The organism is Candidatus Ichthyocystis hellenicum (assembly GCF_001460935.1).
Taxonomy (GTDB): Bacteria; Pseudomonadota; Gammaproteobacteria; order Burkholderiales; family 2013Ark19i; genus Ichthyocystis; species Ichthyocystis hellenicum.
The window spans coordinates 304,928-320,009 of sequence record NZ_LN906597.1 but is presented as its reverse complement, the minus strand read 5'-3'; the positions used below and the strand labels follow the sequence as shown (position 1 = coordinate 320,009).

General features: G+C 41.6%; 20 protein-coding genes and 1 tRNA gene. 19 read left to right on the top strand and 2 right to left on the bottom strand.

The features are described from left to right. The first annotated feature begins 7 nt into the window (after positions 1 to 7). The 15 genes from holA to Arg41_RS01430 all read left to right on the top strand — a co-directional run bounded on the left by holA (position 8) and on the right by Arg41_RS01430 (position 11,499). Entirely contained in the window at positions 8 to 1,021 is a 1,014-nt protein-coding gene (gene holA, locus Arg41_RS01500; RefSeq protein ID WP_157722216.1) for a DNA polymerase III subunit delta, read from the top strand. A gap of 24 nt (positions 1,022 to 1,045) precedes the next feature. Then, entirely contained in the window at positions 1,046 to 3,232 is a 2,187-nt protein-coding gene (locus Arg41_RS01495; RefSeq protein ID WP_092342787.1) for an ATP-dependent helicase, read from the top strand. Between the two features lie 3 nt (positions 3,233 to 3,235). Continuing rightward, complete coding sequence (gene lipB / locus Arg41_RS01490) at positions 3,236 to 3,958, top strand: lipoyl(octanoyl) transferase LipB (protein WP_092342788.1); 723 nt, start codon at positions 3,236 to 3,238, stop codon at positions 3,956 to 3,958. Next, positions 3,948 to 4,910: a lipoyl synthase gene (gene lipA / locus Arg41_RS01485; RefSeq protein ID WP_242641366.1), complete on the top strand. Its 963-nt coding sequence runs from the start codon at positions 3,948 to 3,950 to the stop codon at positions 4,908 to 4,910. Before lipB ends, lipA begins: the two co-directional genes overlap by 11 nt. Before the next feature lie 18 nt (positions 4,911 to 4,928). Continuing rightward, positions 4,929 to 5,291 (top strand): HIT domain-containing protein, encoded by a 363-nt coding sequence (locus tag Arg41_RS01480; protein WP_092342790.1) that lies wholly within the window; start codon positions 4,929 to 4,931, stop codon positions 5,289 to 5,291. A gap of 16 nt (positions 5,292 to 5,307) precedes the next feature. Beyond that, positions 5,308 to 5,499, top strand: coding sequence for a twin-arginine translocase TatA/TatE family subunit (gene tatA, locus Arg41_RS01475; protein ID WP_092342791.1), 192 nt, complete (start codon positions 5,308 to 5,310; stop codon positions 5,497 to 5,499). 8 nt (positions 5,500 to 5,507) lie between these two features. After that, positions 5,508 to 5,741 carry a Sec-independent protein translocase subunit TatA/TatB gene (locus tag Arg41_RS01470; protein ID WP_092342792.1) on the top strand — a complete coding sequence of 78 codons (234 nt, stop codon included), beginning with the start codon at positions 5,508 to 5,510 and terminating at the stop codon, positions 5,739 to 5,741. Next, positions 5,734 to 6,462, top strand: coding sequence for a twin-arginine translocase subunit TatC (tatC, locus tag Arg41_RS01465; protein WP_242641433.1), 729 nt, complete (start codon positions 5,734 to 5,736; stop codon positions 6,460 to 6,462). Before Arg41_RS01470 ends, tatC begins: the two co-directional genes overlap by 8 nt. 221 nt (positions 6,463 to 6,683) lie before the next feature. Beyond that, the gene (locus tag Arg41_RS01460) at positions 6,684 to 7,439 is read left to right on the top strand and encodes a Nif3-like dinuclear metal center hexameric protein (protein WP_092342794.1); all 756 of its coding nucleotides are present in this window, start codon (positions 6,684 to 6,686) and stop codon (positions 7,437 to 7,439) included. A 93-nt stretch (positions 7,440 to 7,532) separates the two neighbouring features. Continuing rightward, on the top strand, positions 7,533 to 8,147 hold the full coding sequence (gene petA / locus Arg41_RS01455; RefSeq protein ID WP_092342838.1) for a ubiquinol-cytochrome c reductase iron-sulfur subunit: 615 nt from the start codon (positions 7,533 to 7,535) through the stop codon (positions 8,145 to 8,147). Between the two features lie 3 nt (positions 8,148 to 8,150). Beyond that, positions 8,151 to 9,545 (top strand): cytochrome b, encoded by a 1,395-nt coding sequence (locus Arg41_RS01450; protein WP_092342795.1) that lies wholly within the window; start codon positions 8,151 to 8,153, stop codon positions 9,543 to 9,545. Positions 9,546 to 9,569: 24 nt separating this feature from the next. Continuing rightward, positions 9,570 to 10,385 (top strand): cytochrome c1, encoded by an 816-nt coding sequence (locus Arg41_RS01445; protein WP_176695731.1) that lies wholly within the window; start codon positions 9,570 to 9,572, stop codon positions 10,383 to 10,385. A 48-nt stretch (positions 10,386 to 10,433) separates the two neighbouring features. After that, entirely contained in the window at positions 10,434 to 11,021 is a 588-nt protein-coding gene (locus tag Arg41_RS01440) for a glutathione S-transferase N-terminal domain-containing protein (protein ID WP_092342797.1), read from the top strand. Beyond that, positions 11,021 to 11,416, top strand: coding sequence for a stringent starvation protein B (locus Arg41_RS01435; RefSeq protein WP_092342798.1), 396 nt, complete (start codon positions 11,021 to 11,023; stop codon positions 11,414 to 11,416). Before Arg41_RS01440 ends, Arg41_RS01435 begins: the two co-directional genes overlap by 1 nt. A gap of 8 nt (positions 11,417 to 11,424) precedes the next feature. Continuing rightward, positions 11,425 to 11,499 (top strand) — tRNA-Thr (locus Arg41_RS01430). 3 nt (positions 11,500 to 11,502) lie between these two features. Here the strand turns inward: Arg41_RS01430 and gpmA are convergent. Next, positions 11,503 to 12,189 (bottom strand): 2,3-diphosphoglycerate-dependent phosphoglycerate mutase, encoded by a 687-nt coding sequence (gpmA, locus tag Arg41_RS08490; RefSeq protein ID WP_092342799.1) that lies wholly within the window; start codon positions 12,187 to 12,189, stop codon positions 11,503 to 11,505. Between the two features lie 120 nt (positions 12,190 to 12,309). Here gpmA and Arg41_RS01420 point away from each other — a divergent pair, with 120 nt between their 5' ends. From Arg41_RS01420 to Arg41_RS01405, 4 genes are read left to right on the top strand one after another with little or no spacing between them, the layout of a single operon-like run. Then, positions 12,310 to 12,789 (top strand): rhodanese-like domain-containing protein, encoded by a 480-nt coding sequence (locus tag Arg41_RS01420; RefSeq protein ID WP_141663169.1) that lies wholly within the window; start codon positions 12,310 to 12,312, stop codon positions 12,787 to 12,789. A 2-nt stretch (positions 12,790 to 12,791) separates the two neighbouring features. Further along, positions 12,792 to 13,058, top strand: a complete 267-nt coding sequence (locus Arg41_RS01415; protein WP_420885855.1) for a glutaredoxin domain-containing protein — start codon at positions 12,792 to 12,794, stop codon at positions 13,056 to 13,058. A gap of 42 nt (positions 13,059 to 13,100) precedes the next feature. Continuing rightward, complete coding sequence (secB, locus tag Arg41_RS01410; RefSeq protein ID WP_092342801.1) at positions 13,101 to 13,565, top strand: protein-export chaperone SecB; 465 nt, start codon at positions 13,101 to 13,103, stop codon at positions 13,563 to 13,565. Between the two features lie 24 nt (positions 13,566 to 13,589). Then, a complete protein-coding gene (locus Arg41_RS01405) occupies positions 13,590 to 14,564 on the top strand; it encodes an NAD(P)H-dependent glycerol-3-phosphate dehydrogenase (protein WP_092342802.1) in 975 nt (324 codons plus the stop codon). Here the strand turns inward: Arg41_RS01405 and Arg41_RS01400 are convergent. Further along, positions 14,521 to 15,015 carry a tRNA (cytidine(34)-2'-O)-methyltransferase gene (locus Arg41_RS01400; RefSeq protein ID WP_092342803.1) on the bottom strand — a complete coding sequence of 165 codons (495 nt, stop codon included), beginning with the start codon at positions 15,013 to 15,015 and terminating at the stop codon, positions 14,521 to 14,523. The genes Arg41_RS01405 and Arg41_RS01400 overlap by 44 nt on opposite strands. Between the last annotated feature and the right edge of the window lie 67 nt (positions 15,016 to 15,082).

The window sequence follows — 15,082 nt, the reverse complement described above, 5'->3', positions numbered from 1 at the left end:
TAAACTGGTGCTCATAGAATCAGCGAAGTTCATTAGTTTTTTTCAACGGAGGGAAATTACTAGCTGTTCTGTTGTTTTCGGTGATGAAGAGTTTTTTAGAGCACAGATTATGGATGAGATCAGGAGGTCTTTCCGGGATCGATGTGAGTTTGGGGAGCGCCTGGTTTTTGATTGTAGAAAAAACAATAGATATGATGAATTAAAATCAGTATTGCGTAATAGTTCCTTATTTTCTTCTTCCAGATTGTTTGAAATTCTATGCAATCCTTCGCAAGTTGAGGGATTGTTGAAGTTTATTTCTTGCTATAGGCATGGTGATTTTTTTGTGCTAATCCTAGAAAACTTATCCTGGCAGGATAAGAAGAGTGCTTGGTTTGTTGCTGGTTGTAAGGGGGATGAGATTTGTTTTTTTTCTTGTATTTATCCATCTCCAGATCACTTTATAGCTTGGATTAATGATCTTTTGTTATCTAAGGGAATAAAGTTTTCTCCTGAGGTTACTGAGTTTTTATCTACCTTTTTCGAAGGAAATGCTTGTGGTGTTTATCAAGCTTTGGAGCAGATTATTCTCCAGCAGGCATCGCAAAAAATTATTACTGCCGATTATATTCAAGAAAATATTTTTTCAACTACTAGGTATGGGGTTGACGATTGTATCCAGGCAGTTTTTTCTCGTGATCGCGAAAGATTTGTTCGTATATTGAATTACTTGAGTGCCAGTGATGAATCTTTAATATCTTTGATTGTGTGGCGGTTGTCCCAGGATCTTCGGGTGTGTTGTGCTTATCATAGCGAATCTCCGCTTACTCCTAAGCAGGAGGATTCATTTTTTCAGAAGAGGAAAATATTTGGAGAGCGTCGTTCGTTTTTTATCAAAGCTATAAAATTATTGGTAGAAAGTGATATTGTGCAGGCGCTTTCTTGCTTGAATTTTATTGATAAAAAACATAAGGGAATTGTACCCGGTTATCCATGGGATGATCTTTTATGGACAGGTCTATTTTTAATGCGAGATCGATAGTAGTAGAGTCAATCGGAGATTGTTATGTCGTACTTAGATGGACTCAATTTACAGCAAAGGGAGGCTGTTTCTTGGGATAATGGGTCGCTTCTCGTTTTGGCAGGCGCAGGTAGTGGTAAAACAAAGGTCTTGACTTCTAGGTTAGCTTGGCTGATTGAAACCAAAAGATGTCATCCATATCAAGTTTTAGCGGTAACCTTTACAAACAAAGCAGCAAAGGAAATGGTAAAGAGAGTATCAGATACCTTGCCTGGCAATACATTGGTTAGTCGCATGTGGCTTGGTACTTTTCATGGTATTTGTTTGCGTTTTCTCAGACAGTACTACCATGAAGCTGGGTTGACATCAACATTTCAGATTTTAGATTCAGCTGATCAGATTTCTTTAATAAAGCGAATCTTAAAGGAGGAAGGTAAGGATCCGGTACTTTATCCTCCAGTTCAAGTTGCAAATTTTATTAATCATTCTAAGCAGAGAGCACAGAGATATTCCGATATCTCTAATGATAATTTCTTTTATCAAAAAATTAGTTTTATATATGATCGCTATGAGCAAATTTGTGCAAGTGAAATGTTAGTTGATTTTTCCGAACTAATATTGCGTAGTTATGAAGTTTTGATGAATTGTGCTGATTTACGTCAGCAAGTAATTGATAAATTCTCATTTATTTTAATAGATGAGTTTCAAGATACAAATTTACTACAGTATCGTTGGTTGAAGGCGATTGCAGGTCATGGAACAAATAATTGCCGGTCCGTTTTTGCCGTGGGGGATGATGATCAATCTATATATTCTTTTCGTGGAGCTACAGTAGACAACATACATGCTTTTCAGCAAGACTTTAATGTCAGTAAAGTAATCCGCTTAGAACAAAATTATAGATCTGTTAGTTACATATTAGATGCTTCTAATAAATTGATTGCAAATAACTCTCATCGCTTGGGAAAGAATTTATGGACCGATAATTGTAAGAATGGCGTTATCACTGTTTGCCGTGCTCTTAACGATTATTACGAAGCAGTTTGGTTAACTGAAACCATAAACCGTATTGTTGGGCGAGGGGGATCATTATCTGACATAGCTGTACTTTATCGGACTAATGCTCAATCAAGATGTATCGAGCAGGCATTATTTTCTGCAAATATACCTTTTAGGGTTGTAGGTGGGGCAAGGTTCTTTGATCGTGCGGAGGTGAAGCATGTTATGGCCTACCTTAGGTTGGTGATCAATGAGAGTGACAGCATGTCATTTTTACGAATAGTTAATGTTCCATTAAGGGGAATAGGTCCTCAAACTGTTTCTGATATTCAAGCTAGGTCCATTCAAAGTAATAAGTCACTATTGGCTGTAACAGAGAATTATAGCGGAGCAAAATGCAAGCCTGTGCAATTTTTCTACCAGCTTATGAAACGTCTTATAGAAGCAAGTAGTACAATGTCTTTGCTAGATTATGTATCTTTTGTCATTGAAGAGACGGCTTTGCTTTCTTCTTTTCCCGCATCAGAACAGGATGATAGGAGAGAAAATTTGGATCAATTTTTATTGTCGTTGGAATCGTTCGAGAAGGAGTATATTTTAGAAAGAGACTCTGAGGATGATCCTCGTGCCGTTTTAGCTGCCTTTCTTTCATCTGTTGCGCTTGAAACATCTGTTTCTGATGATGGGACTGATAAAGTTAGTTTGATGACTATTCACATGTCAAAAGGTTTGGAGTTCGATAGTGTTTTTATTGTTGGGCTTGAGCAAGGTCTGTTTCCAAGTGACCGTTGGGATAAAGATGAAGAGAAAAGTTTGGAGGAGGAACGGCGGTTAATGTATGTGGCAATGACAAGGGCTAAGCGAGAATTATTTTTCAGCTTTTGTCGGGAGCGGCGAATGTATTCTAGATCTGAGCCTGCCATCTGTTATCCATCCCAGTTTATAGAGGAAATTCCAGGCTTGAATATAATTGATTATCCTTACGGTAAATCTTCACGTACTGATGGTGTTTCGTTGAAACGATTTTCCCGGGGGGGGGTTCAAGCTCCTAGCAGTAGGTCTCGTTCTTGTGCTTACCATGTCGGTCAAATGGTCAATCACCAGCATTTTGGCAGAGGATGTATTACGGCAGTTGAAGGTTGCAGTGACGATGTTTATGTCAGGGTTAGTTTTGAACAGCATGGATCGAAACTTTTGTCGGCTAAGTTATCTAAATTAGAGGTTACTAATTGACTTATGGCATTGGATGCAAAGCTTGTTGCTGATCGAGTTGAGTTGTTGGTAGGCAAATCTACCAGTTATTTTTGTAACCATTGTTTGGTTAGAAATATTGGTTTGGTGCAGTATGACCGTTGCTTTGTTGCCATGGTAGAAGAGGTAAAATTTTTGTCATCTTCTTCGGGATCTATTCCTCAGCTTTGGGTGGTTGAGCATCCTCCGGTTTTTACCGTCGGGTTTTCAGCTTCTCCAGAACATTTTTCTTCTCTTGGGATGTTATACCGGAAAATACCGTTTGTTTTTGCTGATCGAGGTGGGCAGGTTACATACCATGGACCTGGACAATTGGTCTTATACTTACTAGTTGATGTTCGTAGACTTTTTTCTTCTAGTCCCCGTTTATTTGTGTCTTGTATAGAGGAAGTATTGGTTGTATTTTTTCGTTCCAAAGGTATTGATGCGCATTTAAGGAATGGTTATCCAGGTATTTATGTTTCTGATTCAAAACTGGTATCATTGGGGTTTAGGTTTCATAAGGGCTGGTCTTATCACGGTATTGCGATTAATGTTGATATGGATTTGGCCCCGTTTTCAGCTATTAATCCATGCGGCGATCGAGGGTTGAGGATGACTCAGCTTGTGGACATAAAGCCCAATGTAACGATTTCAGATGTGCCGAGTGCTATTATCAAGGCTTTGACTGATTGTTTGGCGAAGCAAGGGGGGTATTGTGGCAGCTGATCGTATTGATCCTACGCAAAAGCAAAAAGGGCAACTTAAGACAGCCAGGATACCAATCAAGGTAATTCCTGCAGAGGGAAGGGTTTTTAAACCTAAACCGAAGTGGTTGCGTGTAAAAGCCCCTAGTGTTGATTCTCGATTCTATGAAATAAAGAAACTTTTGCGAGAGCATAATTTGCATACTGTGTGCGAGGAGGGGTCTTGTCCCAACATAGGCGAGTGTTTTGGTAAAGGGACTGCTACTTTCATGATAATGGGGGATAAGTGTACGCGTCGATGTCCCTTCTGTGATGTTGGTCATGGGCGTCCAGATCCTCTTGATGTAGAGGAGCCGCAGAAGATTGCTCAGGCAGTTTCCCATTTGAGCTTGAGCTATGTAGTGATAACTTCCGTTGATCGTGACGATTTGCGTGACGGTGGGGCTGCTCATTTTGCAGAGGTAGTAAACCATATTCGTCGTTCTTCTTCTGCTAGAATTGAGTTGTTGGTGCCGGATTTTCGTGGTCGCTTGGATAAGGCAGTAGCTGCTTTGACTGATAGTATGCCCGATGTTATGAATCATAATTTAGAGACAGTTCCTCGTCTTTACAAGAAAGTGAGGCCAGGTGCCGATTATCAGCACTCTCTTAGTCTTTTGAAGCGATTTGCTGAGGTTAATCCTAATGTACCGACAAAGTCTGGGCTAATGCTTGGGTGTGGTGAAACTAATGAAGAAATTCACCAAGTTATGCGTGATTTAAGGTCTCATGGGGTCAAAATGCTAACCTTAGGTCAGTATTTGCAGCCATCTGAATATCATTTGTCTGTGGATAGGTATGTCTCTCCTGATGAATTTTTCGAGATGGAAAAAGTAGCTTATTCTTTAGGGTTTACTCATGCGGCGTGCGGTCCGCTAGTGAGATCGTCTTATCATGCGGATGTACAGGCAGTTTCTGCCGGTGTTTGTAGCTAATAACGGGAGTAACCTATTATGTCGACTTCTGACGATTGTGTTTTTTGTCAAATTTTGAGGGGTCAAGTTCCTGCGAAGGTGGTGCATCGTGATGATATGGTAATCTGCTTTCATGATATTCGTCCTGCTGCTCCACTTCACTTGTTGGTTGTTTCTCGTGATCACATAGAATCTTTGGCTGTGGTCGACAGTCATCATGCTGGTGTTTTATCTCATATGTTGTTGTTGGCAGGAAAATTGGCTACTGAGCACGGATCTCCAGATGGATTTAGGTTTGTTTTCAATACTGGGCGCATTGGTTGTCAGGAGGTTATGCATCTTCACGGGCATATCTTGGGTGGTCCAGATCCTCTTGCCCTTAGGCGATGGGCGGTTAAGTAGTTTATAGGAGGCTGTGATGGGTTCTATGAGTATTTTTCATTGGTTGCTTGTACTGTTAGTGATAGGTTTGCTTTTTGGCACAGACAGGTTGCGTAACATGGGTAAGGATTTGGGTATAGCTGTTCGTCAGTTCAAAGAAGGGTTAAATGATAACTTTCCCTCTGAGAAGGAAGGTCCTCATTCTTCTGACAAAGATAATAAAGTTTAGTTGCGATTATGTTTGGCGTAAGTTTCTCGGAAATATTGGTCATTTTTTTCGTTGCTCTGCTTGTTTTAGGCCCGGACCGTCTTCCTCGAGTTTTACGTACCCTGGGTTTCGTCTGGGGTCGTGTGGTTTCTGTGTTGAATCGCTTGCGTTTTGATTTAGAGCAAGAGATGCACCAGAGTGATTTGAGGAGAATGAGAGAAGGCCAGGCTGAGGATGGATATCCATGTGGCAAAGATGAATAATGGGTTTATTCCGTACATTGCAGAGTTGCGGTTACGAGTTTTTTATTGCTTGGCTGTTTTTTTCGTAGTATTTTTGTCAATTTTTAACTTTCGTGAGGGTGTATATTTATTATTATCCCATCCGATGCTGAAATTATCTCCTAGTGGTAATTTAGTTTCTGTTTCTGTTATGTCATCTTTTTGGGTACCTATAAAAATGACGGCGTTTCTGTCGTTTGTTTTTGCTATGCCTTTTTTTTTATGGCAGTTATGGGCTTTTGTTAGACCTGCTCTGTACAAGCATGAGCGAAGACTGACCGTTTTTGTGGTTTCTGTTGGTTATATCCTGTTTTTGCTGGGCATGCTATTCGTCTATTTTATTGTATTTCCTTTATTGTTTGTTTTTGTGCACAAATCTGTACCTCCTGATCTGGTATTGATGACTGATGTTGATCAGTACTGGGATTTTATTTACTCTTGTTTCTTGTCTTTTGGCTGTTGTTTCGAGCTGCCGGTTGTGATGCTTATTTTCTCTTACTTGGGATATTTCGATGAGAGCAGCTATGTTGCTTATAGGCGATACGCCGTTGTTTTGTCTTTTATCGTTGCTGCTGTTTTATCTCCTCCTGATGTTTTATCTCAGTTCTTGCTCGCAATTCCATTGTGTGTTTTGTATGAGTTGGGAATAGTATTGGTTAAGCTGGTGTTGACTCGGCGTAATCTTGGGTCTTCTTCTTGTTGATGATCAGGTGCTTGTTTTCTGAGCTGCAGTGTTTGGTGTGTTTTTTTGCAGGGGTGCGTTAAATTGCCCAAATTATACTGACTATGTAAGGTGTTACTTTCTCTGCTGGTGGTTGCTGGTAGTATTTTTGGTGCTTGCAGGTTTTGTGAGAAATTAGTTTCAGATTTTGGTTTCTTGGGCGGGTGGCATGACGAATAACTGGCTATAGAAAGATTGTTTTCATGGATTTTTCAGCTTTAGTTGACTACACAGATGAATTACTCCAGGTTAAGGATTTTTCCTATGACTATTGCATTAATGGTGTACATGTTTCCACCGATCGTGATGTTAAGAAGATCTTTTCCGGTGTTACTGCTTCGTTATCTCTGATCAATCGAGCAGTTAATTTCGGCGCCGACGTGATTATTGTCCACCATGGTCTTTTTTGGTTTTCTGATCCTTTTGCTATGACTGGTACTACTAAAGATAGGGTTGCAGTTTTGTTAGAGCACGATATTGGAGTTTTAGCCTATCATCTTCCTCTAGATGCTCATCCAACTCTTGGTAATAATTTTTGTTTGGCGCGACTTATGGGCTGGCGTTGGGATGGTGTTACTTTTGGGAGACATCAGTTGGGGTTCATTGGTTCACTAGAACACCCACTTTTAGCCTCTGATTTTTCTAAGCATATTGGGCAAGTGCTAAATCGTCAGCCGTTGCTTCTATGTTCTGATGACAGTAAGCTCATCAGAAGAGTTGCATGGATTACAGGTGCAGGTCAAAGTTACTTTAAGGATGCTGTTTCTTTAGGTGTGGATGCTTTTGTAACGGGAGAGGTGTCAGAGTTTGTTTACCATCTTGCAATGGAGACCGGTGTTGCTTATGTTGCAGCGGGTCATCATGCAACTGAACGGTATGGAGTACAGGCTTTGAGCGAACTGTTGGCATCTACGTTTGGTTTGTCTCACAGGTATTCGGATCTTGATAATCCTGTGTAATATCCTGAGGAGGGACTTCTCTGTTTGTCTTGAAAACGGTAGAATTCCCTGTTTTATTATTAGTACTGAGAGGCTCACTGAGTTATGGGTGATATGTCTGACGATCATGATGCTGTCGATAAGCGAAGACGTCGTCTGATTGCGATTGTTTCTGCCGCTGGTGCGGCTACTGGTGTTGCTTGTGTTGTTCCTTTTGCCGCGTCTTTGTCTCCCTCTGATAGAGCACGTTTGGCAGGTGCTCCGGTTGAGGCCGATATTTCTTCTCTTGCTTATGGGGATATGGTCACATTTGAATGGAGAGGAAAGCCAATTTGGATCTTGAGAAGGGATCAGAAGATGCTGGATACTCTCGGTAAGCTGGAGGGATTGTTGGAAGACCCGAAGTCGTTGCGTCATGGGGAGGAATTTACTCCTGCGTACTGTCTTAATGAGTATCGCTCCATTAATCCCGAGTATTTGGTGGTTATCGGTATTTGTACTCATTTAGGTTGTATTCCCTCTCCTCGTTTTCAGGAAGGTCCGCAGCCCTCTCTTCCTGATGATTGGATGGGTGGGTTTTTGTGCCCTTGTCATGGGTCGACGTATGATTTGGCGGGACGGGTATTCGTTAATCAACCGGCTCCTGATAATTTGCAAATTCCCCCGCATCACTATAAGAATGATAAAACTATTGTTGTTGGCGTCGGTCCTGGTGAGAAAGGAAGTTAGCTTATGGCTTTGAATGGGTCTGATGATCGGGTGGGTTTTTCTTCTTGGATCAACAGAAGGTTGCCGGTGGCTTCTTTCGTTAAGAAGCATTTGACTGGCTATTATGCTCCTAAGAATTTTAATTTTTGGTATTTTTTCGGTTCTTTGGCATTAGTTGTTCTTGCGATCCAGGTAATCACTGGAATTTTTTTGGTTATGCATTACAAACCAGATGCCTCTTTGAATTTTGCTGGTATTCCTAGGGCTTTTGCTAGTGTTGACTACATCATGCGGGAGGTGCCTTTTGGTTGGCTTATAAGGTATATGCACTCCACTGGTGCGTCCATGTTTTTTGTGGTGGTTTATTGCCATATGTTTCGAGGTCTTCTTTACGGCTCCTATCGTGAGCCTCGGGAGTTGATTTGGATCTTTGGTTCACTGATTTTTTTGTGCTTGATGGCGGAAGCTTTTTTCGGGTATTTGCTGCCGTGGGGGCAAATGTCTTATTGGGGTGCTCAGGTTATTGTTAACTTGTTTTCTGCTATTCCCTTGATCGGTGATGATTTGTCACTTTGGATCCGTGGTGATTACGTGATTGGTGATGCAACTTTGAATAGGTTTTTTTCATTTCATGTAATTGCTATTCCGTTGGTGCTTATTGGTCTGGTGATCGCGCATTTGGCAGCTCTGCATGAAGTGGGGTCTAATAACCCAGATGGAGTGGAGATCAAGAACTGTAAGGATGATAAAGGTCTTCCTCTTGATGGGATTCCGTTCCATCCTTACTACACAGTAAAGGATTTGTTCGGTGCTGCTGTGTTTTTAATCATATTTTTTCTGGTTGTGTTTTTTGTTCCTGAGATGGGGGGGTACTTCTTAGAGGCTAACAATTTTATTCCTGCTAATCCTATGCAAACGCCGCCACATATAGCTCCCGTTTGGTACTTTACTCCTTTTTATTCCATATTGAGAGCAACTACCACCGATTTTTTGTGGAGAGTGGCGGTTGCCGGTTTGGTTTACATCGTTTTGTCCTGGAGGTTGCTTGGTAGTTTTATTTCCCGTTTTATTGTGGTTGCTATATGGGTTGCTATGCTTGTGGGTTTTAAGTATGTTGATGCTAAATTTTGGGGAGTGCTCTTAATGGGGGTGTCGGTAATAATATTGTTTTTTCTGCCATGGCTAGATTGTTCTCCTGTTAGATCTATTCGTTACCGTCCTTCATGGCACATGCTGCTTTATTTTCTCTTTGTTTTTTCGTTTTTTGCACTGGGATTTTTGGGTGTACAGCCACCTAATCCAGTGAGTCAAGTTGTTTCTCAGGTGCTTTCGTTAGGATATCTATCCTTTTTCTTTCTGATGCCGTGGTGGAGTCGCAAAGGTCGTTTTAAGTCGGTTCCCACACGAGTAACCGACTGAGAGAAGTTAATGTACAGTAGAATAATGGTTTTTTTGCTAGCTTTTATGGTTCCTGTTGTGGGTTTTTCTGAAGAGGATGGCGTAGCATTAGATAGGGCGCGGATATCTTTGAATCCAGTGAATCTTCAGAGGGGTGCACGTACTTTCGTAAATTATTGCATGGGTTGTCATAGTGCCTCTGGCTTTCGTTATGCTGGTCTCCAGAAGATAGGTTTAAAAAAAGAAGAGATTTTGACATATCTAGCACCGGACAGGAAGATTAGTGATTTTTTGATTTCGTCTATGAATCATTCTGATGCTGAAAAATGGTTTGGTGTTATTCCTCCTGACTTATCTTGGGTTGCTCGTTCTCGCGGGGTTGATTGGGTTTATACCTATCTTAGGAGTTTTTACAGGGATAATGATCGTCCTAATGGTTGGAATAATGTTGCCTTCCCCAGTGTGAATATGCCTAATATATTCCATGATTTGGGTGGTGTTAGGTCCGTTACTTTTGAAGAAGTTAGAGAAATTCATGATGATTCTGGGAATTTGTCAGGGTACAAACGCCTTATTAAGACATATCCTGGAGATGGTTCTCATAAGGAGACGGTCGAGAGTTTACCGGGGGTTAATTATTCTCCGTACCATAGGACAATTTGGGGTGAGTATAAGGGTGGGTTGGTAACTCCCGTTAAGTACGATAACTTGATTACAGATTTGGTTAGCTTTTTGTCCTACATAGCGGAACCTAAGCTTGAAGAGAGGGAGTCTATAGGGTTCTTTTTTATAACTTGGCTGTTAATTCTTTCAGGTCTCCTCTATGCACTTAAATCTGACTTTTGGAGTGATGTTGATTAGTATACTTGTTGTAAGATTATTCGCTTTTAACTTAGGGAATGTTTGTCTATGATGCGCTTGTATTCGGGTGCTACTTGTCCTCTCAGCCAGAGATGTAGGATTGTTCTGTTTGAGAAGGGTATGGATTTTGAGATAATAGATGTTGATCCTTTGTCGCGTTCCCCAGAAATATTGAAGATGAATCCATATGGTGATCTTCCTATTCTTGTAGAGCGTGATTTGATTTTGTATGTTTCTAATGTGATTAATGAGTATATTGATGCCCGTTTTCCGCATCCACAGTTGATGCCACCTGATCCTGTTTTGTGTGCTCGCGTAAGGTTGCTTTTATTTACTTTTGAAAAGGAGATTTTTTCTCACATTCCTGCCTTGGAAAAGGGTGATGTTGAGGCTAAGCAAGAGGTTGCAGATAGGCTTTTAGCGATGTCTTCTATTTTTTCCAAGAATAAGTACATATTGGGAGATGATTTTTCCATGCTTGATGTTGCTATGGCTCCATTATTGTGGCGCTTGGACTATTATGGCGTTGAGCTTGGTAAGGAAGCGGCACCTATTATGAAGTACTCTGAGAGGATATTTAGTCGAAATGGATTTATCGAGGCTTTGACTTCTCAGGAAAAGATAATGAGGAAGTAATGAGTAATAACGATATCCCCTCTGATCGTCCATATCTGGTTCGTGCTATATTCGACTGGTGTGTTGATTCCGGGTTTACGCCTTTCTTGACGGTTGCCGATTCTCCTGCCTGTGTTTTTCCTAAGCAGCATGTTGTTGCTGGTTTGATGACACTTAATATCTCTCCCCGTGCAGCACCAAATTGCAAAATTGGTCCGGTTTGGATTGAAGTCACTACGCGCTTTAGTGGTGTAGCTACGGACATGATCTTTCCCGTTTCAAGGGTTGTTGCCATTTATGCTAGAGAAAATGGTAGAGGTGTCAATTTTGATCCAGAAGATGATCCGGAACCGGAAAAACCTAAAGATGGTCCTTCTGCGGTAGGCAAGGTAGGTCATCTTAGGGTCGTCAAGTAAATTTTTTAGCCGGCTTAGCTCAGTGGTAGAGCAACCGCCTTGTAAGCGGTAGGTCATCTGTTCAAATCAGATAGTCGGCACCATGCTTATAGTTCGTATTTCCTGTAGAAATTTAGATTTTCATCCAGCTCGTACATTATCGGTGCGGCGTTTGGTATATTGACGTTGGATATTTGCTGGTCTGATATGTTTAACAAGTATTTTGTTATGGTCCTCAGGGAATTTCCGTGGGCGCTAATCATAACCGTTTTGTTTAGGCGTAAAAGTGGTGCTATTTGACACTGAAAGAAGGGGATAGTCCTTTTGTAGGTATCTGCTAGTGACTCTGTCCCTGGTAGATCTTGAGCGGCAATACTTTTGTACCTCTGGTCCCACTTGGGGTGTCTCAGGTCATTGTCTGCTAGTGGTGGTGGTGCCGCGCGGTAGCTTCGCCTCCATAGATGAACCTGATCCTTGCCAAACTGTTGCCTTGCCTCATCTTTGTTCATTCCTTGCAGTGCTCCATAGTGTCTTTCATTGAGGTGCCAGTGGTGGTAAACGGGTAGGGTTATGTTTCCCATGCCATCTAATGCCAGCCACGCCGTGCGAATGGCCCGTGATAGTACGGATGTGAGCACGATGTCGCATGTAATTCCAGATTGCCTTATTTTTTTTCCGGCATTGAATGCTTGTTCCCTTCCGACATCGGATAAGTCACTATCGTACCAACCTGTGAATAAATTGAGATTATTCCATAAGCTCTCGCCGTGGCGCAGCAGAACTAGACGGTACATTCATGGTCCTTTAAAAATAGCAAGCATGTTATTTTGTCCAGTTAGTGCTGTTATCGCAATAAATTTTTTTATTTTATAAGCGCATGGTAATCGCTAATCACGTATTTTTGTTGTAGCATTGTGCCGTGTGTTTTCTACTGGGAGAGTAGTGTTGTGTCCGTGTTAGTAGATTTTTTATTGCACCATTGGGTGTTGTCTGGCACGGCTATTCTCAGTGCTGCCGGGCTGTTATTGATAATTTTTGGTGATCTAAATGGGTGGTTTGGTTGTGCCGGTATTGATCCGGAACAACTTGTTGTTATGATTAATAAAGGTAAGGCTGTTCTTATTGATCTGAGGCAAGAGGAAGAGAGGTTGTTGAATGGTGAAATTAAAGGTTCTCGCCACATTACTTACGAAAAATTTTCTGCTGACTCTATGCCAAATATTTCTAGTGACAAATCTGTTGTTTTGATTTGTCGAGATGGAAAACGATCTGGGGTGCAGGTGCGTTCCTTGAAAAAGGGAGGCGTATCTGCTTACTATCTTCTAGGGGGAATTGATGCTTGGGTGGCTTCTTGTTTGCCCGTTAAATACATTGATAAGCACGGCAGGAGGTAATTGTGGCTATTGTGGAAATGTACAAGCGTAAGAAAGGTTTTTGTCCTTACTGTGATAGAGCGGAGCGATTGTTACGGGATAATGGGTGTGACTCTATTCGCTACATTTATGTTGATGAGGATCCGGACAATCTAGAGGAAATGCTTAGTCGCTCATCTCAAAGGTCTGTTCCTCAGGTTTTTATTAACGGACAGCATGTTGGTGGTGCAGATGCTTTGTCTACTGCGGCGGCTAGCGGTGAGCTAGGCAGATTGCTGTCTTCCGATTAGATTTTTTAGTTTTTTATTGAAAATGAAAGGTGGTGGAGCCCTATGGATAATTCTAGTCAGGGTCAGGAAAAACAAGCGGTGTTTTCTATCGAGAAGATTTACATTAAGGATTCGTCATTGGAGGTTCCACTTTCTCCTTCTATCTTTCTTGAGAGACAGTCTCCGCAAGTTGAGCTTGAGTTGGATTGCAACCATAAAAATATAGAAAACTCCATTTTTGAAGTAACGGTTTCTGTTAGTGTTAAAGCTTCTGCAGCTGAGAAGGTTTTGTTTATTATTGAGGTGACACAGGCCGGTATTTTTCAGCTTAAAAACATTCCTGGTAACTACATCGATGCTATTCTCGGGGTTGATTGTCCGAACATAGTTTTTCCATATCTTCGTGAATCTGTGACTGACCTTTCTACAAAAGCAGGATTTCCGCCAGTATACATGTCTCCTGTTAATTTTCAGGCGCTTTTTGAACAGCGCAAGAGTGCTAATAATAAGCAGTTTGAGGCTGTGTGAGAAAGAGATAATAAGGGGTGTGTATTGAAGATAGCAATTCTTGGTGCTGGTGCCTGGGGGACAGCAGTTGGGTTATCCTTATCTGCTTCTGGTCATGCTGTGACTTGGTGGTCACGGCATGCAGAGGTAGTGGATAGCATAAATTTTAGTGGCCGCCATCCTAATTTGTTTTCAGAGATTACTAGAAGTAATGTTTCTGCTACTACTGTAATGGCTGATGTTTCTGATGCTTTTGATTGTGTGATGATGATGGCTTCTAGTCAAGGGTGTAGGCCCGTGTTGTCGGAGCTGTTTAAGTACTACCGCGGGCCTGTAATTCTTGGATCAAAGGGTATTGAACTAGAGACTTGGAGGTTGCCTCATCAAATTGCTAGGGAAGTGGGGTTTTGTGCCGATAGGACATTGACTTTATCAGGTCCGAGTTTTGCTCGGGATGTTGTTTATGGGTTGCCAGTTGCTTTAGTTTTGGCTTGTAGTGATGAGTCATATGCTCAATATTTGTCAGGTATGTTGTCGTCCTCGATTATGCGCTTTTACACGGCTACAGATGTATTGGGGGTAGAGTTGTGTGGGGCAGCCAAGAATTCATTGGCGATTGCTGCTGGGATTAGTGATGGTTTGTCTTTAGGTTCGAGTGCAAGGGCTGCATTGCTTACTCGTGGTTTGTTGGAAATGAGTAGGTTATCTCTGGCTTTAGGAGGAGAACAAAGTACGGTTTATGGTTTGTCCGGATTGGGGGATTTGATTCTTACCGCAACCAGTGATTTGTCACGAAATTGGCGTTTAGGACATGCTATTGCTATGGGACAGTCTTTTGAACAGTTCCTTAGTCGATTGGGACAGGTTGCCGAGGGGGTTGGAGTATCGTACGCTTTGGAGCAAATCGCCAGAGATTTGGGCATAGAAATGCCAATTATTTGTTCTGTTTGTGGAATATTGCGAGGGCAAATCCGGCCTAGGGATGCTGTAAATGAGCTGATGACCCGTGGTCGTGGTTGAAGTTGTTTTGTCTCCAAGCTTCGTAAACGGCTATTGCTACTGCATTTGATAGGTTAATGCTGCGGCTATTTTTAGTCATAGGGATTCTTGCAGTCTGTTGGCAGTCGTTGAAGGTATTAACTATTTCTGCCGGTAGTCCTCGTGTTTCCGGACCAAATATTAGAACTGAGTTGGGGGTGTATCTCATTGTGTCATAGTTCTTATTGCCTTTGGTACTAAATACTATCCATTGGAAACTTTTCATTTCCGACTCAAAATTTTCCCACTTAGAGTAAGTAATTATTTTAGTCAGGGAATGATAATCAAGACCGGCTCTTTTCAGGCTTTTGTCGCTTAGCTCAAATCCAAGGGGTCCAATTAAATGAAGAATGCACCCAGTGTTGGCGCACAGTCTGATAATATTTCCAGTGTTGTGTGGTATTTCTGGCTCAAATAGGGCTACGTGAAACATGGGGGCCTCATTACTGAAGTTGATTATTCCTTTATTATATGCTGACGCGGTCTGCTAATTATTTGTC

What these genes read in the sequence shown, in the direction of transcription:
- Arg41_RS01495 (WP_092342787.1), top strand. Translation starts at nt 1,046, where the DNA reads ATGTCGTACTTAGATGGACTCAATTTACAGCAAAGGGAGGCTGTTTCT.
- lipB (WP_092342788.1), top strand. Translation starts at nt 3,236, where the DNA reads ATGGCATTGGATGCAAAGCTTGTTGCTGATCGAGTTGAGTTGTTGGTA.
- Arg41_RS01480 (WP_092342790.1), top strand. Translation starts at nt 4,929, where the DNA reads ATGTCGACTTCTGACGATTGTGTTTTTTGTCAAATTTTGAGGGGTCAA.
- tatA (WP_092342791.1), top strand. Translation starts at nt 5,308, where the DNA reads ATGGGTTCTATGAGTATTTTTCATTGGTTGCTTGTACTGTTAGTGATA.
- Arg41_RS01470 (WP_092342792.1), top strand. Translation starts at nt 5,508, where the DNA reads ATGTTTGGCGTAAGTTTCTCGGAAATATTGGTCATTTTTTTCGTTGCT.
- tatC (WP_242641433.1), top strand. Translation starts at nt 5,734, where the DNA reads ATGAATAATGGGTTTATTCCGTACATTGCAGAGTTGCGGTTACGAGTT.
- Arg41_RS01460 (WP_092342794.1), top strand. Translation starts at nt 6,684, where the DNA reads ATGGATTTTTCAGCTTTAGTTGACTACACAGATGAATTACTCCAGGTT.
- petA (WP_092342838.1), top strand. Translation starts at nt 7,533, where the DNA reads ATGTCTGACGATCATGATGCTGTCGATAAGCGAAGACGTCGTCTGATT.
- Arg41_RS01450 (WP_092342795.1), top strand. Translation starts at nt 8,151, where the DNA reads ATGGCTTTGAATGGGTCTGATGATCGGGTGGGTTTTTCTTCTTGGATC.
- Arg41_RS01445 (WP_176695731.1), top strand. Translation starts at nt 9,570, where the DNA reads ATGGTTTTTTTGCTAGCTTTTATGGTTCCTGTTGTGGGTTTTTCTGAA.
- Arg41_RS01440 (WP_092342797.1), top strand. Translation starts at nt 10,434, where the DNA reads ATGATGCGCTTGTATTCGGGTGCTACTTGTCCTCTCAGCCAGAGATGT.
- Arg41_RS01435 (WP_092342798.1), top strand. Translation starts at nt 11,021, where the DNA reads ATGAGTAATAACGATATCCCCTCTGATCGTCCATATCTGGTTCGTGCT.
- gpmA (WP_092342799.1), bottom strand. Translation starts at nt 12,189, where the DNA reads ATGTACCGTCTAGTTCTGCTGCGCCACGGCGAGAGCTTATGGAATAAT.
- secB (WP_092342801.1), top strand. Translation starts at nt 13,101, where the DNA reads ATGGATAATTCTAGTCAGGGTCAGGAAAAACAAGCGGTGTTTTCTATC.
- Arg41_RS01400 (WP_092342803.1), bottom strand. Translation starts at nt 15,015, where the DNA reads ATGTTTCACGTAGCCCTATTTGAGCCAGAAATACCACACAACACTGGA.